The sequence below is a fragment of the Croceivirga lutea genome, from assembly GCF_014235875.1.
Classification (GTDB): Bacteria; Bacteroidota; Bacteroidia; order Flavobacteriales; family Flavobacteriaceae; genus Croceivirga; species Croceivirga lutea.
Map to the genome: position 1 here is coordinate 105,452 of NZ_JACJUK010000007.1, position 26,045 is coordinate 131,496.

A 26,045-nucleotide genomic window follows, 5' to 3' on the forward strand; every position below is an offset into this window, starting at 1 on the left:
TACAAATTCATATAATGATACAAGCATTAATAAATTATGTCTATTTCTGTTAAAATTTGAGCAATTTAAAAAAATAAATAGGTCTAGATTGTTTACTTGAAAATGAATAAAAGTCAATAATTATTTGCTGTTTTGATGATATTCCTCCATTTATCATTTTTTACAGCACAGTACAGTACAGGATGAGAACACTAACTCTTAACGATAATTTAACAACCATTAACAGAACTAAAAACTAAATGATAACGACTTTATGGAAAAATTCAAATTAATTAGTAATAAATACGCATTCGCATTATTAGGATGTTTATTTATGCTGTTTTCTTTTACCGTATACTCACAACAAACGGTTACGGGAACAGTTTCAGATGTTGATGGACCACTACCTGGTGCATCAGTTATAGTAAAAGGAACAACAAATGGTGTTTCAACAGATTTTGATGGCGTTTTTAGTATAGAAGCAAATTCAGATGACGTTTTAGTTGTTTCATACATAGGGTATACTCCGCAAGAAATAAACGTAGGTAATCAAACACAATTTACTATTGTTTTAGAGGCAGGTAATCAATTAGATGAAGTAGTAATTATTGGTTATGGTACGCAACGTAAATCTGATTTAACAGGCTCCGTTGCATCTGTTAGTTCCGAAGATATTACTCAGGTACCAGCCTCTCGCGTCGATCAGGTTTTGCAAGGTAGGGCCGCGGGTGTTCAAGTAACCCAAGCAAACGGTGCTCCTGGTGCAGGGACAACTATTAGAGTAAGAGGTGGTAATTCTATAACAGGTAGTAACGAACCTCTTTTTGTAGTTGATGGTATTGTGGTCGGAACCAACTTCAACTTGAACAATATAAATCCTAGCGATATTCAATCTCTTGAAATTCTAAAGGATGCTTCTTCCATTGCCATTTATGGTTCCAGGGGTGCAAACGGTGTTGTTTTGGTTACGACCAAAAGTGGTCGTGGTTCAGGAACTTCAAAACCTGAAGTGAGTGTCAATGTATTTACAAGTATGCAAATGCTTCCTGAACTGCCCGATGTATTAACTCAAGAAGAGCAAATTGCTTTTACAAATGAACACAATACTTTTAGGGGAGTGGCAATACCTTTTCCAGATGATCCATCTACGTATCCCAATAATGATTGGGTTGATTTAACTACGGGGCCGGCTCCAATTTATAATGTAGATCTATCCGTTTCAGGGGCTTCAGAAAATGTGAATTATTACAACTCCTTCAATTATTTTAATCAAGAAGGTATTGTAAAGACTTCTGGACTCGAAAGATTTATTTTTAGATCCAATTTGGATATCAATATAAGTGACAAATTAAAAACGGGTTTTCGTATAAATTATTCTAGACTAAATCAAGATAATGGTCTTACCTCTTTTGGTGCTAACCTATTTGGAACTTTAAACACACAACCTGCTTTTAATGAAGACGGTACTTTTAATGGATTTAATGATGTTGTGGGGGCTCCATTTAATAACCCGCTTGCAAATTTTGAGTTGAACACCAACGAGACATTTACCAATAACTTATTGGCTACGGCGTATTTGGAGTACAAGCCAGCGCCAGGTTGGATAATTCGTTCTACCTTTAGTCCTGAATTTAACAATGTTAAGCGTAATAGATTTAATTCTAGTCAATTACCAGGTAACTTAGCTGTAGGTATTACGGATGGTGGTAATGCAAGCGTAAGAACTGTAGCAAGTGTAGGTTGGAACAACGAAAACACCATTCAGTATCAAACAGATATTGATGAAGATAATAGCTTGACCGTTTTAGGTGGAGCATCATTTCAAAAAGTAGAAACAGAAACTACTCAAGCAGAAGCATTTGGTATTACCAGTGATGCCACTGGGTTTAATAATTTAGGTAATTCTGACCCTATTAGATCTGTTGTAAGTAGTGGTTATACTGGGTTTCAGATTGCCTCATTTTTCGGTCGTATAAATTACAGCTATAAGGATAAGTATCTCTTAACATTGGTTGGTAGAACAGATGGTAGTTCTGTTTTTGCACCAGGTAACAAGTATGAATTTTATCCTTCTATTGCAGGGGCTTGGAAAATCAGCGAAGAGAATTTCATGCAAAACCAAGAAGTATTTAAAGACTTAAAACTAAGAGCTAGTTGGGGTCGTTCTGGTAATCAGGCTATTGGTCCCTACAGAACATTAGGTGTTTTAACTGAAGCAAATACAACCTTAAATGGTGCTGAAGTTCCTGGTTTAACTTTGGGTAGACCTTCAAATCCAAACTTGCAATGGGAAACTACCACCTCGTTTGACCTTGCACTGGAAGCATCACTATTTGGTGGAAGAATCTTTACAGAATTCAATTATTACTACAAAGAGACCAACGATTTATTGTTGGATGTGACTATACCAAGACAAACGGGTTTTACAAGTCAATTACAAAATGTTGGTGCTCTTGAAAACAAGGGATGGGAACTTTTGGTAAATTCCACAAACATTAACAACGATGATTTTAGTTGGAACTCCACCTTGACCTTAGCTAGGAATAAGAATGAAATATTAGATTTAGGGGGCCAAGAATTTATCGATCTTGTTGTAGATCCTATAATAGGTTCAGGTAATACAAGATTGATTGTTGGTGAATCTGTTCCTGTTTTCACGGGAGTAAATTATTTAGGTACTTGGAAAAGTCAGGAAGAAATAGATGCTTCTGGTTTATCATCACAGGTTGTTGGTGGGCCAAGATTTGAGGATTTGAACGGAGATGGTATTATCTCAACTGAAGATAATGTAGTTCTAGGTAGTCCTTTTCCAGATTTGATTTTTGGTTTAGAAAATTCATTTTCGTATAAGAATCTTGATTTTACATTTTTCTTTCAAGGTACTACGGGTAATGAGGTGTTTAACTTAAGAATGCGAAATCACTATTTCAATCGTGGCGAAACGGTGAAATTTGGAGATTTACGAGACCGATGGACTCTGGACAATCCAACCTCCAATATACCAAGAGCAGGTGGAGACTCCGTGACAAACACGCCGATAAACTCAGAATATGTGGAAGATGGTTCTCACATACGTCTTAAAGCAGTACGGTTGGCCTATAATTTTCCAACTGAGAAAATCGGCTTGGATGGTGTAAAAAATGCACAAGTTTATTTATCTGGAACTAACTTGTTATTATTTTCTAAAACTCGATTGATTGAGCCTGAGGCTAATAACTTTAATGAAGGAAACAATCAATTTGGCAACATAGCACTAGGATTCTTAGATGCGAATTATCCAAATCCAAGGGTTATTACATTAGGTCTAAACGTAACTTTTTAAAAAATTAGATATGAAAACAAAAAATTTATATATACTTATTTTTATAATTTTCACAAGCGTTGGTTGTGAAGATTTCTTGGAAGAAGACCCAAGAGCTGTTATCGCCCCAGAAAGCTTTTTTGCTTCTGATAACGATGCGCGACAGGCTGTACAGGGTACTTATGCCATTTTAAAGAACAATTCCATTTATGGTCAGGTTGGCCTCGACCATTTTTATGACAATGGTGCTGACATTATAGAACCCAATCGCCCTGCAAATTTTGTGCAGCCCATTGGCGATTATAGTTTAGACGAGGCACTTGCCGATGTATCAGTTCAAAAAATGAGTGTATCGGATACATGGAAAGACTTGTACAGAGTTGTATTCAATTCAAACTTCATTATTGATAGGGTGACTGGTAACGAGTCTATAACTGAAGATGTGCGTACAGAGGTTATCGCAGAATGTAGATTTCTACGCGCATTAGCCTATTGGCATATTACCAATCTTTGGGGCAATGCTCCTTACTATACCGAGGCATTAACGCTTGATGAAGTAAGGGTTTTGGGTAGAACAGATGAAAACATCATCATTGACGGGGTGATTGAAGATTTGCAATTTGCCCAATCAATTTTACCATCAGAATATGCAGATGACCAAAGAGGTCGTGCTTCAAGATGGGCCGCCGCTATCATTGAGGCGAAAATCTATATGAAACAGCAAAACTGGCAAGACGGTTTGAGTAAATCTTTAGAAATCATCAATCAGTCACCTCACATGTTGTTGCCAACATATGAAGAGGTGTTTGATCCCTTTAATGAGTATAATGCTGAAATTATATGGTCTTTAGATTTTGCTAGGGACATTACAGGTCAATTTGATCCTGCTTTTCCAGGAAGGGCTTTTGCAGGTAATAGTAATTGGAGGCCCAGTATGTTCAACCCTCGATTACGGGATGAACCAGCAAATTCAGATGAAAGAAGTGCTTTGGGTGACGCTTTAAGGGCAAGAGGCGAGGCTTTTAATGGTACAGGCTTACAAGTTGCGGCAAAAGATTTTGCTGAAAAATTTCCATTGAACGATTTAAGAAGACCCTTAAATATCGTTGATAACTATTTAGGTTTTGAATTAAACTTTCCATATATGGCTAAATTTTGGAATTTAGATCTGGCAACATCACCACGATTCAACCATGAGGACAATAGAATGGTATTTCGTTTAGCTGATGTGTATTTGATGGCCGCAGAATGCGAAAATGAATTGAATGGTCCTGCAGGTGCATTTCAATATTTAAATCCAATTCGCCAAAGAGCTTACGAAACACAAGCAGAATGGGATTTAACAGGATTAGACCAACAAGGTTTTAGAGAAGCTATTTACGATGAACGTAAATGGGAATTAGCTGCTGAGGCGCATAGACGATATGATTTAATAAGATGGGGAATTTTGTTTGACGTAATGGAAAATATTGAATACAGGTTCTGGAACCCAGCTCAGAATATTAGACCATGGCATGTTTTGTTACCAATTCCATTGCAAGAATTAGAACAGAATCCAGCACTATTGGAGTCAGATCCTACAAACAACGGTTACCGTTAATAAAGAGTTGTTTTATTTGTTAGAATAATTCAGTTTAGTTGAAGAGAGAGGATAAATTTTATCCTCTCTTTTTTATTGCACAGGATGCCACGGGATAGAATTTTTACACGCTAAGAGTATATTTCAAGATATTTGTAAGAATGCGACTTTATCCATTACTTTTCGTAACTCTTCTATTTTCAACAACCTTGCTTGGGCAAATAAAACATGGTCTTCGCGATGAACGGGGTCGTCACTTGATACCAAGAGGTTTTGTAGTTAATACCAACGATCATAAAGGAGAGGTCTTTTTTGACGCCGACGATTATCTACGAATGGTGCGATTGGGTGCCAATTCACAGGTAATTCGGTTGGAACTTGGAAAACTGAGCAGCTTTCCCGGAGGAGAATTGGATGAACAGTATTTAAAGAAACTCGACACTTTGGTCGATTTAGGCAGAAATGCTGGGATGAAAACCATATTTAAAATGACGGTTTACGGTGTCGATAGTTTTGTTTGGGAAGATTTTTGGCAGAACAAGAAAGAGGAATATAAAACGTATATAGAAGCATGGGGCGTAATTTGGAAACGATACGCTAATGAACCATCTGTTTTGGGCTATGACATTGTCAACGAACCCAGAAAGCTGAACATGGATATTTCGTATGACGACCTTACATCCACCTATCTAATTCCACTGTATCTAAAAATTATAGATGCCTGTCATGCAATCAATCCGAATAAAAAAATATTGATTCAGTCCATCTTTATGAATAAGGGTGAGGCCATTGACAACAATCAGTATGCTGAGGTCAAAACATCGATAAATCGAGAGAACCTAATATTTGCGCCACATATTTATCAAGATAAAATAGATTTTATCAAACCGGTTATGAATCGTTTTGATAAAGAATCCGATTTGTTGAATGCCCCAATTTTAATCGGAGAATGGGGGTTTCCCACTTTTGCCTCCACTGATACACTTATGTCAGGAGAATTAGGTCAGTTGAAGTTTAGGGAACTTTATATCCGTACCGCCGAGGTTTTTGATCAAATGGGCGTGGGCAGCATAAAGGCCTGGTTCTTGGGAAATCGTACCATGCAGAATTTCTTACCTGGTGGACCTTCAACTTGGGCTATTTTCAGCGATAAAAGAGATGCGGGCACGGTAGAGCGAAAATACATTACCGATATAATCGCAAGGCCATATCCACAAAACATTGCGGGAGATATTCAGTCCTTTATATTCAACCATGCAACAAGAACGTTGGATGTTAATATTACACCAGATAATAAAAAGGGTCCCTCAACCCTTTTTGTTGGTGCCAACCGGCATTACCCTGATGGATTTTCAATGCTTATTGAAAATGATATAATACTTTACCATAATCCCATTAAAAATACTGGTTTGGAAGTTTACAAATGCCCAAAAGACTTTGATCCACAAAATGTGGTTTGGAAACCTATAACACAAAAACTCATTGTTTTAAGGTGGCCTAAGGGTAAAGAAGAATTGAATATTAAAATAGTTCCTGGGATTTGGGATTTTGAAGAACCTACCGATGAAAAATAAAACAATGAAAAATAGATTTCTCCTTTTTTGCCTCACCACAATTATACTGGGTGGATGCGAAACAAAAACAACGGATGCAACTGATGATAGGGATAAAGAAATTCAGGCAAAAGTTGTTGATTTGATGTCACAAATGACACTTGAGGAAAAAATTGCAGAAATGACCCAAGACGCACCAGCTAATGAGCGTTTAGGTATTCCATATATGAAGTATGCAGAAGCATTACATGGTATGTGGTTAGTTCTTGATTATTATGGGAACACAACAGTTTATCCTCAAGCTATTGCTGCAGGTTCTACTTGGGAACCAGAGCTCATAAAAAAAATGGCTTCCCAAACAGCACTTGAAGCACGTGCTTTAGGTGTTACGCATTGCTACTCACCAAATTTAGATGTCATATCTGGTGATTCAAGATATGGCAGGGTTGAAGAATCTTATGGGGAAGACCCTTATTTGGTCTCTAGAATGGGCGTTGCATTTATAGAGGGTTTGCAAGGTACTGGTGACGAGCAATTTGATGAAAATCATGTTATAGCTACTGCCAAGCATTTTATTGGCTATCCTGAAAACCGACGTGGTATTAACGGTGGTTTTAGTGATATGTCAGAGCGACGTCTACGCGAGGTGTATTTACCACCTTTCGAAGCAGCAATAAAGGAAGCTAAAGTAGGTTCCGTGATGCCTGGTCATCAAGATTATAATGGAGTACCAAACCACATGAATACGTGGTTGCTAAAAGATATTTTGCGAGATGAATTAGGTTTCGACGGTTTTGTAATTTCAGATAATAATGATGTTGCACGTTTGGAAACAATGCACTTTATTTCTGAATCAAGAGCCGAGTCAGCTATCTTAGGATTAAAAGCTGGGGTTGATATGGATTTAGTCATTGGAAAAAGTATTGACTTATCCTCCTATCATCCCAATGTATTGCTGGATACATTAACGAAGAATCCTGAATTGGTCAAGTATATTGACAAAGCAACATCACGTATTCTGACCGCAAAATACAAATTGGGTCTATTTGATGTTCAACCAATGGCGATTGATACCGCAACAGTAAATGTAGGTAGAAAAGAACATCAGGAATTCTCTTATGAAATGGCAAAAAAGGCGATTGTTCTGCTAAAGAATGAAAACAATTTATTGCCCTTAGATAAGTCCAAGATTTCTTCTTTGGCGGTAATTGGCCCCAATGCACATGAGGAGCGGCCCAAAAAAGGGACCTATTCTTTATTGGGTGGTTATTCTGGGCTGCCCCCATATTATGTTTCGGCATTGGAAGGTATTAAAAAGAAGGTCGGTGACGACATCAAAATTAATTATGCCAAAGGCTGTGATTTATTGAGTAATTCTAAAGATGGTTTTCAAGAGGCTATTGCGGCGGCAAAAAAATCTGATGCTGTTGTTTTGGTGGTTGGAGGCTCACGCAAAACGGGTGGTGAAGGTGTAGATCGTTCTGATTTGGATTTGTATGGTGTACAAAATGAGTTAGTCGAAGCTATACATAAAACAGGTAAACCAATTATTGTGGTTTTAATAAATGGTAGGCCTTTAACCATTAACTACATTGCTGAGAATGTACCTTCAATTCTAGAAACTTGGTATTTAGGTATGCACTCGGGTGATGCTATAGCTGATGCTTTGTTTGGTGATGTAAATCCTGGAGGTAAATTAACAGTTTCATTTCCTCGTTCTGTTGGTCAATTACCGGTTACTTACCTTGAAAGACCTGACTTTATTGGTTCAGGAAAAGGATTATATAAAGACAATGATAAATCACCTCTTTTTCCATTTGGATTTGGTCTTAGTTATACCACTTTCGATATAAGTGAACCAATCTTAGCTGAAAATACCATTTCAAATATCGACAGTACCAAAGTTTCAGTTAAAATTACAAATACTGGAAAGGTTGCAGGTGATGAAGTTGTACAAATGTATATAAGGGACGATTTTGCATCCGTCGGCAGATATATAAAACTTTTAAAGGGTTTCGAACGCGTAGCTTTAGCTCCAGGAGAAACAAAAACTATTAGTTTTAATTTAGGTTTTGATGAATTAGCACTATTAGATGCAAATTTAACCAAAGTGGTTGAACCTGGTATGTTTACAATTTATGTAGGAAGCTCTTCACTTAACAAGGACCTTAAATCAGTAAAACTTATAGTTAAGTAATAGCATTTTATACTCGCCTAATCATTTAATAAATCTAACCATTAAAATCAGAACTGAAATGCAAAACTTAGACTCCTTAGACTGGATAGTAATTTGCTGTTATTTTATTTTACTATTAGCAGTGGCCTGGTGGGTCATTAAACAAAGACAGAAAGATACTCAAGACTATTTTTTAGCAGGTAGAAACTTAGGGTGGTTTGTTGTAGGCGCTTCCATATTTGCTTCAAATATTGGTTCAGAACACGTTGTTGGTCTTGCAGGAAATGGAGCTGGAGACAAAATGCCATTACTTATTTATGAACTACATGCTTGGATTGTATTAATGTTAGGATGGGTTTTTATTCCGTTCTATGTTAGAAGTGGAGTATTTACCATGCCAGAATTTTTAGAGAAACGTTTCGACGCTCGGTCAAGATGGGTATTGTCTGTGGTATCTATCATCGCTTATATTCTCACAAAAGTGTCAGTTACCATTTATGCTGGCGGTGTAGTAGTTTCTTCATTAATGGGTATTCCTTTTTGGATTGGGGCGGTTGCTACGGTAGTACTAACTGGTCTTTATACTGTCTTAGGAGGTATGCGGGCAGTTGTATACACAGAGACGATTCAAGCAATTGTTCTGGTCATAGGTGCAGGTATTCTTACCTATTTAGGGTTGTCTGAAATAGGAGGGTGGTCTAATTTAAAAGCTACTGTCGGTACAGAATATTTCAATATGTGGAGGCCAAATACGGATTCAGATTACCCTTGGTTACCCTTATTTATCACAAGCACCATTGTAGGTATTTGGTATTGGTGTACTGATCAGGTTATTGTTCAAAGAGTACTTACTGCAAAAAATATTAAAGAAGCTCGCAGAGGAAGTATTTTTGGAGCACTATTAAAATTAATGCCAGTATTCTTGTTTCTTATACCTGGTGTAGTTGCTCTAGGATTAAAAATGCAAGGAAAATTAGATTGGAACAGCCCAGATGAGGCTTTTCCGGTTTTAATGAGTAGTATTCTACCCTCTGGATTAAGAGGTTTAGTAGCTGCTGGTTTATTGGCTGCCTTAATGAGTTCGTTGGCTTCGGTATTTAATTCTTGCTCTACCTTATTTACGTTAGATATTTATAAAAAACTCAAACCCAATAAGCCAGAAGAAAGTCTCGTGAAAACAGGGCGTATAGCTACATTTATTGTTGTTGGTTTAGGATTATTGTGGATACCTATTATTACAAAACTTTCTAGTGGATTGTATGAGTATTTACAGAATGTTCAAGCCTATATATCACCTCCTATTGCAGCAGTTTTTCTTCTTGGAATATTTTATAAGAGAATTAATGCTAATGGTGCTATTGCTACATTAATTGCTGGGTTCGCGATTGGGTTTTCTAAATTAACATTAGAAATTGTTAAGGATAGTTTTGCTAAGGAGTCTATATTATATGTTATAGCAGATATTAATTGGTTGGTGTTCGGGGCTTACTTTTTTATGATTTGTGTATTAATATGCGTAGGGGTAAGTTTACTCTATAAGAAACCCTCAGAAAAGAAAATTGAAGGTCTCACCTTTTCTAGTGTTACCAGCGAGCAAAAAGCAATGACCAGAGCTAGCTATAACTGGAAAGATATTGTAATCACAATTATAACTTTGCTAATTGTGTGCTATATAATGATAGCTTTTAGTAAGTTAACCTTGTAGATTGAGAAATCAACTATATCTTTTTTTTAATAATTTCGCTGGGTTTATATCCAATTCGGTGAGCCTGAACTTTAATATCAACACCTGGTTGTACTAACAAAGTTCCATTATAAACCGACCAATTTTCAGGCTCGTTTCCATTAGTTATAATTTTATAACCAATAGATGCACCGGCTGTAGAACAGTTTATGCTTGCCTGATTTCCCTGTACATTGAAATTAGGCATGGCTGTTTTGGGTTGCGTTTGGGCACCATTCCATAATTGATTTAACAATTCCTTTTCCGGTAGATTGGGTTGATCTCCAATTTTTGCTATCCAACGGTCCATTTCGTTTTGAAGTTCCTTTAGCTTCACAGCATATTTAGGGTCATTGGCTAGATTATGGAGTTCGTGCGGGTCGTTTACACAATCATACAATTCATCAATAGGTTTTGACGCTCTGAACCACTGCATCTGAATGCTGTCCAATTCACCTGCATCGCGCAGTCGTAACAATTCTTGCATGGTCGGTATCTTTTCACGGTAGTCTATCGGTAGATAATAGCCCTGCTCCGGGCGGTAATTTCTGATGTATTTGAACCTTTTGTCCCTAACGGCACGTATGGCATCGGTATATCCATCAAAGCGGTCGGCTGCCGCGTGAATATAGGTGCGTTCTTCGTCATGTGCAAATTCACCCAAAAATGCCTCTCCTTGCAAATGTTCGGGCGGATTTGTTCCAGTAAGGGAGAGCAAGGTTGGCGCAAAATCAACGAAACTAACCAATTGTTCATCGACAGTACCTGCTTTCCATTTGTTAGGAAAACGAATAATCATAGGAGTATTTAATCCTGAATCATAAATCAACCGCTTTTGTCGAGGCAAAGGCCCACCATGGTCGCCGTAGAAAAAGATGATGGTATTTTCCAAAAGACCATCTTCCTCTAACTGCTTCAAAACAGCACCTACCTGCTTGTCCATTTCGGCAATATTGTTGTAGAGCTTCCACATATCGCGACGAACTTCAGGAGTGTCGGGCAAATAAGGGGGAATATCAAATTGGGTTTCTTTTGAAAGATGAACAGGGGTTTTTTCCTCAGTCATTCTATTTTTGGCGTGTGAGCCGCCAAAGTTTTGCCATTTATAATTTTGATTGCCAGAATGGTAGTGTCTTGTTTCAATTTCCCTAAAACCATAAGGTTCAAACAAACCCGATTCATGGGTTTCGGTAAAATTCATCACCGCGAAAAAAGGTTGATCTTTTTCTCTATTTCTCCAGTGGGCATATGGGCTACTCTCATCCCAAGCGGTCATGGGTGCTTTGAACTGATAATCGGTTTTATAGTTGTTGGTGCAGTAATACCCTTCGCTGCGCAAGAGTTCACTAATCATTTTCACCTCTGGTGGCGGTATGGCTCCATATTTTGGCAAACCGGTTACTTCGGTATAGGAAGTGGTCCGCATATGGTTGGCACCAATACTGGAAGGATACATTCCCGTTGCTATCGCTGCCCTACTGGGCGCACAGACACCTGATGTAGAAAATAAGTTAGGATAAATGACCCCTTCTTTAGCCAAGCGGCTTAGATTGCGTGTGGCTATGGTAGAATCGCCAAACATGGGTAAATAGGCCCCCATATCTTCAGTAACTAACCATAGAATATTGGGTTTTTTAGGTAACTCAATTGTTATTATTTTACTACTGTTTTTTTCACCTGTTTCATTTTTACAACCATTAATGGCCATAATTAATATAATGAACAAACCTGTTCTTATTTTAATGTTGATTGCTGAGTCAATCATAATTTGAGCTTATGTGATTAATGGGCCAGCACAATATTACAAGCTTAAAGGTAAATTAATAACCTGTACTGTTACGTATAACATCGTATGTCCTGAACTGGGTTTAGAATAAAGCTTATCCTCAGGATAGAACAGGATGGGATTGCAACTCCTTAAAATTAAGTTTGATTTTATTGTTGAATGCTTATTGTATTTAGTTCAAACTACTAACTTAACTGCAAATTCCAAACTATTTTGAAGCAAATTAAGATAATTCCGCTCATCATTTTTTTTATCGTTGGTCAAACTCTTGTTGCACAGAATAATGTGTCAAGTAAAGAAAAACCCAATATCATCTTCATTCTTACCGATGACCAGCGCTTTGATGCCATTGGGTATGCCGGAAATAAATTGATTACCACGCCAGAAATGGACAAACTGGCCAAAGAGGGCACTTATTTTAAAAATGCAATGGTCACCACGCCCATCTGCGCCGCAAGTAGGGCGAGTATATTAACCGGGCTCTACGAGCGAACCCACAACTTTAATTTCCAGACAGGTAATATCCGTGAAGAATATATGACCAACTCGTACCCAAGAATACTAAAAGAAAATGGCTATACCACGGCATTTTACGGAAAATATGGCGTGCGTTACAATGGTTTAGAAAAGCAGTTTGATGAATATGAATCTTATGACCGTAATAACAGGTTTAAAGATAAACGAGGATATTACTACAAAACATTAGGTAAAGATACGGTTCACTTAACACGCTACACAGGTCAAAAAGCACTTGATTTTATTGCGGATACCAGTAGTGAGGAACCCTTCTGCCTTTCTTTGAGTTTTAGCGCACCGCACGCCCATGACCCTGCTGAAGACCAATATTTTTGGCAAGAAGAATCGGACGCGTTGTTACAAAACATGAGCATGCCCGGACCAAAACTGGGTGAGGATAAATATTTTGAAGCGCAACCAAAAATCGTTCGCGATGGCTTTAACCGCCTGCGTTGGACATGGCGTTACGATACCCCAGAAAAATACCAGCATAGTGTTAAGGGCTATTATCGAATGCTTTCAGGAATTGATCGTGAGATTGCCAAAATTAGGGAGCAGCTCAAGAAAAAAGGAATTGATAAGAATACCGTAATTATTCTTATGGGCGATAATGGCTACTTTTTAGGGGAACGTCAACTAGCTGGCAAATGGCTGATGTACGACAACTCCGTTCGAGTGCCATTACTCGTTTTTGACCCCCGTCAGAAAAAACAAAAAGATAGTGATGCCTTGGCACTTAATATTGACGTTCCAGCCACTATTCTAGATTTAGCGGGTATTGAGGCTCCAGATACTTGGCAGGGTAAAAGTTTAATGCCTATTGCCAGCAACAAAACAAAAAACTTTGAACGCGATACCGTACTTATTGAGCATATCTGGGACTTTGAAAATATTGCCCCCAGTGAAGGTGTACGAACAAAGGATTGGAAATACTTCAGATACGTTAACGACAAGACCATTGAGGAGCTGTACGATTTAAAGAAAGATCCCCAAGAAATCAACAATTTGGCCACAGACCCTGCCTACGCTCCAAAAATAGACGCGTTCAGAAAGTCTACCGATGCCTTGATTCGAAAGAATAGTGACGATTACCGGTCGGCTCCCTCTGATTTAACGGTAGAATTAATAAGAGCGCCTGAAACTGATGTAAAAATTTATGATTTAAAACCAGAGTTTGGGTGGACAGTGCCATTGGCCTCAAAATTTCAATCAGGCTATCAAATTTTGGTGGCTTCAAACCAAGGAAGTATCGATGCCAATAACGGTGACGTTTGGGATAGCAAACGAGTGGCTTCCAACGCATCCACCAATGTTGAATACTCTGGAACTCCCCTCGAGCCCAACAAAACCTATTATTGGAAAGTACGTATTTGGGATGAGGAAAATCGCTTGGTCAACTATTCCCAAGTACAGAAATTCACTACGGGTAAAAGCGATAGCTATATCATATCCACAGAAAATAAATACCTCATAGACAAGGTACATCCTACTAAATTTGAAAAAAGAGGTGATTTCTATTTTATGGATTTTGGTAAGGCAGCCTTTGCTACGATAGACTTCAACTACCAAGCAAAGGAATCACATACCTTAACGGTCAGAATTGGCGAGATGCTTGATGATAACGGGAATGTAAACAGAACTCCTCCAGCAAAAAGTAATATTCGCTATCAAGAAGTTACTATTGAAGTAAAACCTGGAAAAACAAAATATCAGATTAACATCCAACCTGTGCCTGATAAGCGTATGAAAGGACCAAGTAAGGCGATTCCGTTACAACAAGGATGGCCCGTATTACAGCCGTTTAGATATGCAGAAGTGGAAGGTGCGCAAAGCGACTTAAAAGCAGAAGATTTCCAGCAATTGCGCTATACCAGTTATTGGGATGATGCGGCGAGTAGTTTTGAAAGCAACGATGAAATTTTAAACCAAATTTGGGAGTTCTGTAAATACTCTATTAAAGCAACAACCTTTGCAGGCCTTTATGTGGATGGCGATAGGGAGCGTATTCCATATGAGGCCGATGCCTACTTAAATCAGTTAAGCCATTACACAACCGATAGGGAATATGCTATCGCAAGGCGTACCATTGAGTATTTCATGAAAAATCCAACATGGCCCACCGAATGGCAGCAGCATGTGGCACTGTTGATTTATGCCGATTATATGTATACCGGAAATACAGAATTGATAGAACGCTATTACGAGCCATTAAAACACAAAACGCTTTTTGAACTTTCCAATGAGGACGGTTTAATAACATCGACAAAAGTTACCGAGGAATTTATGTACAAACTCGGGTTTGAAAAAGGTTATAAAAAGCCATTGACGGATATTGTAGATTGGCCTTCAAAGAATTTTGCAGGAAGCAAAACAAAAGGTGAGCGCGATGGTTTTGTGTTTCAGCCCTACAGCACGGTCATCAATGCCTTCTTTTACGAGAACATGAAAATTATGGCAGAGTTTGCTAAGGTTTTAGGAAAGACGGATGAGGTTTTGGATTTTGAACTTCGTGCCGCAAAAGCCAAAAAAGCGGTTAACGAACAAATGTTCGATAAAGAACGTGGTATTTATGTAGATGGTATTGGCACCGACCATGCCTCTTTACATGCCAATATGATGCCCTTGGCATTCGGTTTGGTTCCTGAAGAACATTTTGAATCTGTGGTGAACTATGTAAAATCACGTGGAATGGCCTGTAGCGTTTATGGCGCACAATTTTTAATGGATGGTTTATACAATGCAGGTGAAGAAGATTATGCACTTGAACTATTATCGAGTCAAGCAAAAAGAAGCTGGTACAATATGATTCGAGTAGGCTCAACCATTAGTTTAGAAGCTTGGGATTATGAGTATAAAGTGAACCTAGACTGGAACCATGCTTGGGGCGCGGCACCAGCTAACGTAATTCCCAGAGGTTTATGGGGCATAAAACCCAAAACACCAGGCTTCGGTATAGCCACCATCAAACCCCAAATGAGCAGTTTAAAAAACAGTAGTATTGAAGTGCCTACGGTAAGGGGTACGATTAAAGGCACCTATACCTATAACGGTCCACGTTTGCAGACCTACGAAATTGAAATTCCGGGTAATATGGTTGCAGAGTTTTCATTGAATAATTTAGACGGAAAAGACTTTATCCATAATGGAGAAAAAGTGCCAGCGGCATTTGAGTACATCAGATTAGCACCCGGTAAGCATACGATACAATTAAAAATCAATTCTTTCTAGTTTAGGGAAGGATACAAAACAACATAGGGCAATGAAAAAAAGGAATAGAACTGCAGTAAGATTGTCCGTAGTTGTTCTTGTCCTATCGATGCTATCGTGTAAAAAGGAAATTATTCCCGAAATTGATGGTGAACTTAAAAAATGGCATCGTATCACGCTTTCCTTTGAAGGCCCTGAAACCGATGAACTCGCCGAAATAAATCCTTTTTTAGACTATCGTCTGGATGTGACTTTCAGCCATGGCGATAAAAGGTATACGGTACCTGGCTTCTATGCTGCCGATGGCAATGCCTCTGAAACCAGTGCTTCTACTGGAAACATTTGGCAAGTGCGATTTACACCCGACGATATCGGAGCATGGACGTATGCCGTATCCTTTAAAAAAGGAAGTGAAATCGCCGTGGCGGATACTTTTGATGCCGCAGCATCCGCAGGTTTTATGGATGGTTGTTCCGGAAGCTTTCTAGTCACTGACAGTGATAAGATAGGAATTGATAATCGAGCCAAGGGCCGTTTAAATTATATTGGAGAATCCTATCTGCAATTCGAAGAAACCAAAGACTACTTTATCAAACTGGGCGTAGATGCTCCTGAAAATCTTTTGGGCTATGCCGATTTTGATGCCGCGACCAATGCCCTAGGTTTTCTAAAAAAGTGGGAGCCGCATGCCAAGGATTTTCCTATGGATGGAGAATCCTATACATGGCAAGAAGGTAAAGGCAAAAACCTGTTGGGAGCCATTAACTATCTTGCCTCAGAAGAACTCAATGTATTCTCTTTTCTCACCTTTAATGTCGATGGGGATGATAGAAATATTTTCCCATATCTCCTTTCAAAACCGATAGCGGAATATGAGGCCTACGCCAGTGATAAAAAGAATCTAGAAGCTTGGAAAACCCATTTCCATAAAACACGATTCGATGTATCTAAACTGGACCAGTGGGAACGTATTTTTGATTTTGCCGAGACCCGTGGCATGTTCTTGCATTTCAAGACCCATGAAACAGAGACCGACCATTTAATGGATAATGGCGTTTTTGGTTTAGAAGGAAAATTATATTATCGGGAATTGATTGCCCGTTTCGGCCATCATTTATCCATGAACTGGAATTTGGGCGAGGAAAACAACCAACCTACTGAAGAGGTATTGAAAGTTGCCAATTATGTTACAAAGCTTGACCCTTACGACCATCATTTGGTCATGCATACCTTTCCGAACAAAGATGACCGTTACGAAGAGTTCATCGGTGACCAATCCCCGTTAACGGGAGCATCATTGCAATTGAGCGCACCCGATTTTGTGGATGTTAATCCAAGGGTCTTGAAATGGCGTCAAAAATCAAATGCTACGGGCAGAAAATGGGCGCTCTCTGTTGATGAACCCGGTAAGGCCAATATTGCCTTGTTACCCGACGATGAAGATGCCGAGCATAACGAAGCACGGGCAAACGCGCTTTGGGGTTCCCTTATGGCAGGGGCTTTTGGAGTGGAATGGTATTTTGGCTACGCCAGTCCAAACTCTGACCTTACCTGTGAGGACTTTAGGAGCAGGGATTTGTTTTGGGACCAAAACAGACATGCCCTGCATTTTTTTGAGAATGAAATCCCGTTTTGGGAAATGGCGGCGGCAAATGAACTATTGGGTGAGCACCCTGGTTTCTGCTTTGCTAAAAGGAACGAAGTCTATGTGGTTTATCTTCCTATGGGCACCAAAACCTCATCTTTAGATTTAGGAAGTTCGGGAGAACTATTTTCCGTGCAATGGTATGACCCTAGAAACGGCGGTGCACTGGTACAGGGTTCTATACTTCAAGTGGAAGCAAATGGCAGGGTGAATTTCGGCCCTCCTCCTAAGGAAACCAACAAAGACTGGATTGCACTGGTGCAAGCCATAAAATCATAAACATGCAATATATAAAATCGATTTTAGCGGCATCCATCTGCCTATTGCTTTTGGGCTGTACTGGTGAAAAGGGAGCACGACCTTTTATTTGGGTAAAAGCAGAGGAGCGGCCAAAGATGCTAAGTAAGATTGAAAATAAAGGATGGGCCAAAGCGACCTATGAAGAACTAAAGCAAAGCGTAGACGCCCAAGTACGTCTATATAAAGATTCAAAAGATACCTTTCTCAGAGGGATACCACTGGACTGGGCCAAGGAAGCAGAAGGCAAATTACCACCTCTTACCTATACTACCACAGGCGAAAAGGGCAAGCATGAAAATTTAGACAATGCCAGTGATGAAGAGATGGCCAATTTTTACAAATTGTCCGATTATTTGCAATCGGCCAAAGAAGCCGGTTTTCTTTACTATTTAACGAACGATGAAACCTATGCCCAATACGCCACTGATATTCTTTACACAGCGGTAATGGGCATCGTACAGTTGCAACCCTCAGATTGGCGGCCTCGTGGCGGTTGGCTTTGTCCTGATGATATTTTAAGGGAATCCAGACTTATCGGTGAGAAGTATCCTATTGCCTACGATTTTGTCGCCCCTTTCATTGCAAAAGGTGGCATGCCCTACGATGTGGCCGCTAAAGCTACCGTTGATTTTCCTATCGAGAAAGCACAAGAGGTTTTCCGTACCTATGCGCGCTTGGTTGTGGACAATGGCATGATTAATTCCAATCATCCTGTATTAGAATCCAATTGCCTTGTTTATAATGCACTGGCTTTAGAAGATATTAAGGAGAGGAATATGTATTTAGAGTATTATTTGACCAAGAATTCTTCGAATCAAGATGCATTGGCCAAGGTGTCCAAATACTATAAAAACGAAGGGGATATTTGGCCCGAATCATCGCAATACACCAATGATGTTGCCGAGCGTTCCACCAAGCTGATGTTTCTTTTAACAAAATATGACCCAAACTTAAAATTGGGAAGGACCTACTCGAATATTCCTTGGGCAATTCAGCGTCTGGACTATTTGGTCAATCCAAATGGTGAACTTGTACTTTGGGGCGACGGCCACCGCAAGTATAAAACACCGTATCATGCCTATGAGTTGGCTTATGAGCTGGGTAAAATTGATAGCGTACCCAAATTAGAAAAGCAGTTCAGCAACTTATTGGGCAGCGCAATGGCCAAAGGAGAATATCGAAGAGAAGGTTTAGAAGCTTTGATGTGGTACTATGATGACTTTGAACAAAAGGAAACCTCTATTGAACTGCCCAGAACCGATGAACAGCCCCATGCTAGAATTTTTCTGCAACGAAATTTAAGCAACACCGGTAATCCTGATGATGGTTTAATGTGCTTTGTAGGTGGAGCTTCCATGGTGCATGGTCACGCTTCTGGAATGTATATAGAGCTATATGGGGAGGGTAAAGTACTAGGTGTAGATAATGGTAGAGGAAAGTATGCCCAAGATATCCATGAAAACTACTCCCGAATTTTCGCGGCCCATAATACGGTTATCGTAAATGGAGCATCACAGGGCGAAGGGGAATGGGTAAATCTGGGAATGGACACGGTTGCCCTAAAAGTCATGGAACCTATGCCCAAACAAGCCGCATTATCAGAAAATTATTCGTTTTCCACAACAACATTTTATGACGGCGGTGGCACCAAAGCTGAGGCCGAGCAAGAACGAACCTTGGCTTTAGTGAGAACCTCACCGACTACGGGCTATTATTTGGATATTTTTAGGTCAAAGTCAAAACTGCCCAATGAATACCACGACTACCTCTACCACAATTTAGGGGAATCCCTTGATTTTTTAAACAAGGACATTTCTTTGAAGCCTGACCCCAACCGTTACATGACCAATGCTGATGCGGAATGGAAACGCAACAAAAAATATAGAAATCCGGGGTGGCATTTTTTTAAGGAGGTACAAACGTCATGTCCCTACTCAAAAGATATGGAATTGCTTTTTAAGGCGGAGCAATTTCAAGATAAAAAACGCTATATGAAGGTGTTTATGCCAGGTTTTAACGGACGTACCTATACCAAGGTCATGGCGCCCAAAACCTTTGAAGCACCCAAACCTTATGACACTTTACCGACACCGACACTGGTCGTACGTCAAAAAGGGGAAGCGCATACCAGGCCTTTTGTAGCCATTTACGAACCTTTTGCCCGAGACGTGAACAATAGTTCAGTTAAAAGTGTCGAGAAATTGACTCATAACGGTAAGTTTCAAGGGGTCAAGATAACCAGTGCGGCAAATAATAAAACACTCGTTCAATACGTACTGACACCATTTAAAAACGGTACGATTTCGGTTGCTGAAAAATCCATCGAATTTCAAGGCCATTTTGCCATTGTTACTTTTGAAGCGGATGGCCTAAAAGAGGTTTATATTGGTGATGGAAGCTTTTTGAAAATTGCAGAACATACGCTGCAAAGCAACGCAACATCAGGTAGTGGATATGTCGATTTTACCTCAAAAGCGCCTAAGGTAAAGGGTGAATTTGAGCCTAAGTGATAGCTATGGAAATAAAAACCATCAAAAGGAAGTATTCCGTTGATGGTCTTATATGCTAGCTTTATATCCTTCTCATAAAGTCAAAAACTTATCTTTCCAAGATTCCTCATAAGGCTTGCTCCAATGTTTCATGGCATCCCTATTGAACATGGTTCCTTTGATATGGTCCACTTCAAAATTTTGTTTTATGCGTGATGAAACATTGGCATAATGTACCATCGCCATAGAAACGTTGGCATCATCAATGGGCGCATTTGCTGTGGTTTTGCCCCTAACGGCCTCAAAGAAATTCATTACGTGAACGGTAGACATATCGCCACCGCCGCCCAAAGCGACACCGCCTTCCTGGCCTCCACTAGAGACTTCTTCTACAAGTTTGCCTTTACGGTCAAATAATTTGTAGTGACCTCTATTTACAAAAACAGTTCCTTCCGTACCGTAGACAATAACACCTCTCCCACTTCCGTAGGTATTATAGGAGTTTCTACTTTTTCCGTCCCATTCAATTTGCTTATTGTCATCAAAAGTATATTTGGCCATCATGGTATCGTACATTTCCCAACCATCATCTACGAAATGTCTTTTTGTGGCATCCACCTCCACTTTTTGAGGAAAACCAACATCAAGGGCCCAACGTGCCACATCCAATTCGTGGGTAGCGTTATTGCCCATTTCTGCGGTTCCGTAATTCCATCCGTACCAGTGCCAGTTATAATTCCAAGTTTCGGAGGTATAGTCCCTATGCACCGCTGGCCCCTGCCATAGGTTCCAATCCAGCCCTTCAGGAACGGCTGCAGCTTTCTGGTGAGGCACTTGCCCACGACCATTGCTGTAAAAAGCAACGGCTTTATAAGCATTACCAATGGCGCCTTCATGAATCTTTTTAATCACCTGTATGGTATGCGCCGAAGAGCGTTGTTGGTTCCCCATCTGAACGACCTTGCCGTATTGCTTGGCTGCATTTACGATAAGTTCGTTCTCCTCCATGGTACAACTACTGGGTTTTTCCACATACACATGTTTACCGGCTTTCATGGCCATTACGGAACCTGGTGTGTGCCAATGGTCCGGCGTGGCATTGATGAGCACATCTACTTTATCGTCTGCCATTACCTTAAAAATATCCTGCTCCAATTTTGGCGCATAACTGATGTGTTCCTTAAATTTTGATGCCGCCTTTGTCATTTGACTTTGCATGGGGTCACACAGATAGGCCAAACGTACATTACTTTTTTTATGGGCAATAGGCGCATAGAAGGCTCCCAATCTGCGTCCTAATCCTGCAATGGCAACATGCAAACGGTCATTGGCACCGATAATACTGTTGTAACTCTTGGCACTCATGGCCATTGATGATGCGCTTACCAAACCCAATCCTCCCAAGGCGGATTTTTTTACAAAGTTCCTCCTGCTCTTCTGCTTACTCATAGGTCTTAATTTTTATGTTTTTAAAGGACACTAGGTCTCCATGATCCTGTAAAAGAAGGTTACCCTTCTCATAAAGGCCAAAATTGGGCCAATCCTTATACTTGCTTTCGCTAACCAATTTTAAAAAGTCTTCACTGCCCCGCTCGTATTCCAATATTTTAACTCCGTTTAACCAGTGCTCAACTTGGTTATCTTTAGATACAATATGAGCCGTATTCCATTCTCCTATGGGGTTCATGTGCTTATCGGTATCTGCTTGAATTAAATCGTATAAAGAACCTACCGTTCTACTGCCTTCGTGACTGCCTAATTTAGCATCTGGATGGCGTTCGTCGTCCAAAATCTGGAATTCCAATCCTATGGAAGAACCTTCGCCTTTATTCAGTTCCGTATCCACATAATATTTGATACCGCTATTGGCGCCCTCGGTAATTTTAAAATCGACCTTGACTTCAAAATTGGCATACATTTCTTTGGTCACAATATCACCGCCTGCTGCAGATTCACCACCACCGCTAGCTAAAACGCTGAGGACTCCGTCATTGATTTCCCATCCACTTTCAGGAAATTCTTCCAACTTCGCACCACGCCAGCCGTTGGTGGTTTCTCCATCCCAAAGCATTTTCCATCCTGCTTTTTTCTCATCAAAAGTGAGTTGGTTTTTCGTCACCACTGCGGGCAACGGGGTAGACTGGCTGTATTGTTGCACATTTTCGGTGATAAACTCAATATTTCGCCATTTGATATCAACGCCAGGTTTTCCATTTTTACCGATGCTGTGCACCTGAAGGGCGATAAATCCTTCATCGGTCATCTCATCAACCAAATGGGAAGCGGGTACGCCATTGATCCATGTTTTTAGGGTGTCACCAATGGCTTCAATTCTAAAATGGTTCCAGTCATTGGGTTTGTATGCTTTTTGCGCTGTAGGATTGCCTTCTAGCGGATGCAACCACTTTCTTCGTTTTTCATCATAAATTCCGCCACTCCACGCCCTTTTTGAAGGGTCTATTTCCACTTGATAGCCATGAACAATGCCATCGCGATACCACGGCACGCTATTGCTTCGTATTTGTACTCCCGAGTTAGAGACGGAGTCCGTTTTGAAATCCAGTTCCAAAATAAAATCTGAATATCTTCCGTCAGTGGCCAAAAAGGTGTTCGGTGTATTGGCGACGGTTGTACCAATAATCTCTCCATTTTCCACTTTATAGGTAGCTTCACCACCTAGGGTATGCCATCCTGTTAAGGTTTCCCCATCAAAAATAGGGGTTAAATGGTCTTTGCTCTCTTCAACGCAGCCTATGAATAAGGCTAAAGACAGCGCAAAAGAAAATGCAATAAAAAAGTCTTTTAGTTCAGTGTATTTCATGCTCAAATTGTTAGTTAACTATGCGCTTAAAGTTACCGATAATTCAGCGGAAACTATCCTGTAGTCTCATGCGGGACACGGAATAAAATCCGCAATTATGCTACCACACACCACAGGACAGCATTACTACATCAAAATGCTAGCTTGCTGTAATACATTTTAAAGGGTGAATAATCGAATTAAAATAATGCTGATGAAACGGAATGATGCCCCTGCATGGCCAATCAGGAAGAAAACCATAAAGTTGGTTTTGGTAATGCTACCAATCGTTTTTGCTTTTAATGTATTGGAAGCACAGCAGAAATTTCCAGAACCTGTGGGAGATGATGATACGGGTTTCCAATCCATTTTTGATGGAGAATCCCTCAAAGGTTGGGAAGGAGACCCCACCTATTGGCGGGTAAAAGATGGAAGTATTATTGGGGAAGTCACCCCAGAAACCATTTTGAAAAGAAACTCTTTTTTAATCTGGCGCGGAGGGCAACCCGGTGATTTTGAGCTAAAATTGGAATATCGGGTTTCTAAAGATGGGAATTCAGGGGTCAATTACCGAAGTGTACAAGTGGAAGATACGCCTTATGCACTAAAAGGATACCAATGCGACATCGATGGAAAAGGTCGTTGGACAGGACAAAATTATGAGGAGCGGGCCCGAAAATTTTTGGCATTACGTGGTCAATTCACCCAAATTATGAATGCTGAGGAACCTAAAGCCTATGCTACCGTGGGCGATAAAGAGGAATTGCTCAATTTTATCAACGAAGAAGATTGGAACGAATGCCACATCATTGTTCGTGGCAATACCATGGTGCATGTTATCAACGGACAGGTGATGAGTGTGGTCATCGATAACGATACTGAAAATCGAAAAAACAAAGGGTTATTGGGCGTACAGGTACATGTAGGGCCACCAATGACCATTGCATATCGCAACATCAGACTTAAAGAATTCAACCAATGAACATCAAACTCGCATTACCCCTTTTTGTTTTTCTACAGCTACTTGCCGCACATGCGCAAGAATCTGATTTAGCGCTTCCTATCCTTGATACACAAAACTATTTTGAAGAAAAAAATGGCATGGTAGCCGTTGAAGCGGAATTCTACTTCAAACAAACCAAAACGGACCAACGTCAGTGGTATCGATTTAATAAGCACAAAGCTCCGAAAAATCAAGCCAATCAGAATTATAGTTTAGGTTCAGGTAATAACGGCTTTATCAAAATTCTGCCCGATACCCGAACCACACATGACGATAAATTGGTGCAGGGAACCAATTTTTCGAATTCCCCCGGTGAATTGGCCATTATTCATTATCAAGTAAAAATCAATACGCCCGGGCGGTATTATGTTTGGGCGAGGGCGTACAGCACGGGTAGCGAAGACAATGGTGTTCATGTAGGCTTGAATGGGAAATGGCCCGAACATGGGCAGCGTATGCAATGGTGCGATGGTAAAAACAAGTGGACGTGGGCCAGCAAACAACGCACCAAAGAAGAGCACTGTGGTCTTGACCATGAAATCTATTTGGATATTGATAAACCCGGATTACACCAAATACAGTTCAGCATGCGCGAAGATGGTTTTGCTATGGATAGATTCATGTTGACTACCGATAAGAATTTTGTTCCTTCAGAAAAAGGACCTCCAGCAAGAATACAATGGACGGAGCCATCTTACTATGAAACCATAAGTACTTCGGTCATTGAAAATAAAACCCTGCCCGTAGCCGATTTTCCTGTGAAGGAAACGGGGTATTACAAAGATGCTGGCGGTCGTTGGTTGGCCATCAATCCGAATAAAAACAAAGAAGCCAGTACTACAACGGAGTTCACCTTTAAACCCGGTGCGTACGATGTTGTTTTTGTGGGTGTTGGTGAAAACGATGGGCAGTCAAAATTTACGGTACTTATCAATGAAAAAGAGTTGGGCACATTCGCACCAGCACTTTCCCAAAAGTTATTTGAAGAAGGCAAAGAAGCGAACAAAGTTTGGGAAAATGTGTCTTTTAAAAAAGGGGATAAGATTACCGTAGTTTCTAAAATTGGCAGCAAAGATGGTAAGGAATGGGCCAGGGCCCGTTGGTCAGGACTCATTTTTGCTCCCGTTGGAAAAGGGAAAATCGTCAGTAGGGCATCAACAACACTGATGGTGAAAAATAAGGCTGAAACCCCAACGATCAAAGATCCAAAAGGCCGCATTGCTATTGTTGCCGATGGCAATTCTCCGGATCCGGATGATTTGGGAGGCACGGCCGTTTCCATTTCCCTATTGCGTGCTGCGGGACTAGAAGATAGGTTGGTGCATTATTCGCATAGCTGTGATTTAGAGCGGGTAGAACGGATTTCAGAACGGGCAGAAAAAGAACGGCACGCCCTAATGCAAACAGCCTGTGATGTAACCGCAAGGCGCTGGGGTGGTTTTGACGACCTTACTTTTTTTGATGCCAAGTGGCAGCAAGAAGAGACAGTGGCAGATTTGGCAAATGCGATTAATACTTCTTCTGCCGATGACCCTTTGTGGATTGTGGAAGCTGGAGAACCTGATATTATAGGGATGGCCTTGGAGGCTTCAAAAAAATCAAAGCACCAATTCGTAAAAGTAGTCACACACCACCCCGCCAACGATGATGCAGGCGATTTTTATACCTGGCAACAAATATTGGATTTTGGGGTGGAAGAGGTTAGAATACCCGACCAAAACGTTAACCTGAAAGTGAACCTAGACCGATGGGACTGGGCAAAAGAACACCCCGACCCAAGAATTCAGTGGGTGTGGTTACTGGGCAAAATCGCGGAAGTCGATGATGTGGTCAAATTTCAAAAAGGAAAATGGGACTGTTCTGATGCCGGAATGGTGCTGTATTGGATAACAGGTGCCACAAATGGTGGGTTAAACCTAGGTACGGTAGATGATGTAAAGCATATTTTGTTGAACCATATTGAAAAAGCACCTTGAATATGAAGCGAT

General features: G+C 40.2%; 13 protein-coding genes. 10 read left to right on the forward strand and 3 right to left on the reverse strand.

Going from position 1 to position 26,045, the window contains the following annotated elements; all coding sequences use genetic code 11:
• Window positions 1-253: 253 nt before the first annotated feature.
• The 5 genes from H5V42_RS12825 to H5V42_RS12845 all read left to right on the forward strand — a co-directional run bounded on the left by H5V42_RS12825 (window position 254) and on the right by H5V42_RS12845 (window position 10,293).
• A complete protein-coding gene (locus H5V42_RS12825; protein WP_229665677.1) occupies window positions 254-3,301 on the forward strand; it encodes a SusC/RagA family TonB-linked outer membrane protein in 3,048 nt (1,015 codons plus the stop codon).
• A gap of 10 nt (window positions 3,302-3,311) precedes the next feature.
• Window positions 3,312-4,880 carry a RagB/SusD family nutrient uptake outer membrane protein gene (locus H5V42_RS12830; protein WP_185783572.1) on the forward strand — a complete coding sequence of 523 codons (1,569 nt, stop codon included), beginning with the start codon at window positions 3,312-3,314 and terminating at the stop codon, window positions 4,878-4,880.
• A gap of 140 nt (window positions 4,881-5,020) precedes the next feature.
• Window positions 5,021-6,433: a cellulase family glycosylhydrolase gene (locus tag H5V42_RS12835; RefSeq protein WP_185783573.1), complete on the forward strand. Its 1,413-nt coding sequence runs from the start codon at window positions 5,021-5,023 to the stop codon at window positions 6,431-6,433.
• Window positions 6,434-6,437: 4 nt separating this feature from the next.
• Window positions 6,438-8,609: a beta-xylosidase gene (locus tag H5V42_RS12840; protein WP_185783574.1), complete on the forward strand. Its 2,172-nt coding sequence runs from the start codon at window positions 6,438-6,440 to the stop codon at window positions 8,607-8,609.
• Between the two features lie 58 nt (window positions 8,610-8,667).
• A complete protein-coding gene (locus H5V42_RS12845) occupies window positions 8,668-10,293 on the forward strand; it encodes a sodium:solute symporter (protein ID WP_185783575.1) in 1,626 nt (541 codons plus the stop codon).
• 13 nt (window positions 10,294-10,306) lie between these two features.
• On the opposite strand, the gene H5V42_RS12850 is transcribed toward H5V42_RS12845, so the two are convergent.
• On the reverse strand, window positions 10,307-12,076 hold the full coding sequence (locus H5V42_RS12850; protein WP_185783576.1) for a sulfatase family protein: 1,770 nt from the start codon (window positions 12,074-12,076) through the stop codon (window positions 10,307-10,309).
• A gap of 234 nt (window positions 12,077-12,310) precedes the next feature.
• Between H5V42_RS12850 and H5V42_RS12855 the strand changes: the two genes are divergently transcribed.
• The 3 genes from H5V42_RS12855 to H5V42_RS12865 are packed head-to-tail and all read left to right on the forward strand — an operon-like array spanning window position 12,311 to window position 20,275.
• Window positions 12,311-15,841, forward strand: a complete 3,531-nt coding sequence (locus H5V42_RS12855; RefSeq protein ID WP_185783577.1) for a family 78 glycoside hydrolase catalytic domain — start codon at window positions 12,311-12,313, stop codon at window positions 15,839-15,841.
• 31 nt (window positions 15,842-15,872) lie between these two features.
• On the forward strand, window positions 15,873-17,744 hold the full coding sequence (locus tag H5V42_RS12860) for a DUF5060 domain-containing protein (RefSeq protein ID WP_185783578.1): 1,872 nt from the start codon (window positions 15,873-15,875) through the stop codon (window positions 17,742-17,744).
• A gap of 2 nt (window positions 17,745-17,746) precedes the next feature.
• On the forward strand, window positions 17,747-20,275 hold the full coding sequence (locus H5V42_RS12865; RefSeq protein ID WP_185783579.1) for a heparinase II/III domain-containing protein: 2,529 nt from the start codon (window positions 17,747-17,749) through the stop codon (window positions 20,273-20,275).
• A 72-nt stretch (window positions 20,276-20,347) separates the two neighbouring features.
• Here H5V42_RS12865 and H5V42_RS12870 read toward each other — a convergent pair whose 3' ends face one another.
• On the reverse strand, window positions 20,348-21,658 hold the full coding sequence (locus H5V42_RS12870; RefSeq protein ID WP_229665676.1) for a Gfo/Idh/MocA family protein: 1,311 nt from the start codon (window positions 21,656-21,658) through the stop codon (window positions 20,348-20,350).
• Between the two features lie 37 nt (window positions 21,659-21,695).
• On the reverse strand, window positions 21,696-23,075 hold the full coding sequence (locus H5V42_RS12875; RefSeq protein WP_185783581.1) for a 3-keto-disaccharide hydrolase: 1,380 nt from the start codon (window positions 23,073-23,075) through the stop codon (window positions 21,696-21,698).
• Window positions 23,076-23,268: 193 nt separating this feature from the next.
• On the opposite strand from H5V42_RS12875, the gene H5V42_RS12880 reads away from it, so the two are divergent.
• Together H5V42_RS12880 and H5V42_RS12885 are read left to right on the forward strand one after the other, a co-directional pair.
• Window positions 23,269-24,036, forward strand: coding sequence for a 3-keto-disaccharide hydrolase (locus H5V42_RS12880; protein WP_229665675.1), 768 nt, complete (start codon window positions 23,269-23,271; stop codon window positions 24,034-24,036).
• Window positions 24,033-26,033: a hypothetical protein gene (locus H5V42_RS12885; protein ID WP_185783582.1), complete on the forward strand. Its 2,001-nt coding sequence runs from the start codon at window positions 24,033-24,035 to the stop codon at window positions 26,031-26,033. Before H5V42_RS12880 ends, H5V42_RS12885 begins: the two co-directional genes overlap by 4 nt.
• Window positions 26,034-26,045: the final 12 nt, after the last annotated feature.

What these genes read in the sequence shown, in the direction of transcription:
- H5V42_RS12850 (WP_185783576.1), bottom strand. Translation starts at nt 12,076, where the DNA reads ATGATTGACTCAGCAATCAACATTAAAATAAGAACAGGTTTGTTCATT.
- H5V42_RS12835 (WP_185783573.1), top strand. Translation starts at nt 5,021, where the DNA reads ATGCGACTTTATCCATTACTTTTCGTAACTCTTCTATTTTCAACAACC.
- H5V42_RS12885 (WP_185783582.1), top strand. Translation starts at nt 24,033, where the DNA reads ATGAACATCAAACTCGCATTACCCCTTTTTGTTTTTCTACAGCTACTT.
- H5V42_RS12840 (WP_185783574.1), top strand. Translation starts at nt 6,438, where the DNA reads ATGAAAAATAGATTTCTCCTTTTTTGCCTCACCACAATTATACTGGGT.
- H5V42_RS12830 (WP_185783572.1), top strand. Translation starts at nt 3,312, where the DNA reads ATGAAAACAAAAAATTTATATATACTTATTTTTATAATTTTCACAAGC.
- H5V42_RS12880 (WP_229665675.1), top strand. Translation starts at nt 23,269, where the DNA reads ATGAAACGGAATGATGCCCCTGCATGGCCAATCAGGAAGAAAACCATA.
- H5V42_RS12860 (WP_185783578.1), top strand. Translation starts at nt 15,873, where the DNA reads ATGAAAAAAAGGAATAGAACTGCAGTAAGATTGTCCGTAGTTGTTCTT.
- H5V42_RS12825 (WP_229665677.1), top strand. Translation starts at nt 254, where the DNA reads ATGGAAAAATTCAAATTAATTAGTAATAAATACGCATTCGCATTATTA.
- H5V42_RS12845 (WP_185783575.1), top strand. Translation starts at nt 8,668, where the DNA reads ATGCAAAACTTAGACTCCTTAGACTGGATAGTAATTTGCTGTTATTTT.
- H5V42_RS12865 (WP_185783579.1), top strand. Translation starts at nt 17,747, where the DNA reads ATGCAATATATAAAATCGATTTTAGCGGCATCCATCTGCCTATTGCTT.
- H5V42_RS12875 (WP_185783581.1), bottom strand. Translation starts at nt 23,075, where the DNA reads ATGAAATACACTGAACTAAAAGACTTTTTTATTGCATTTTCTTTTGCG.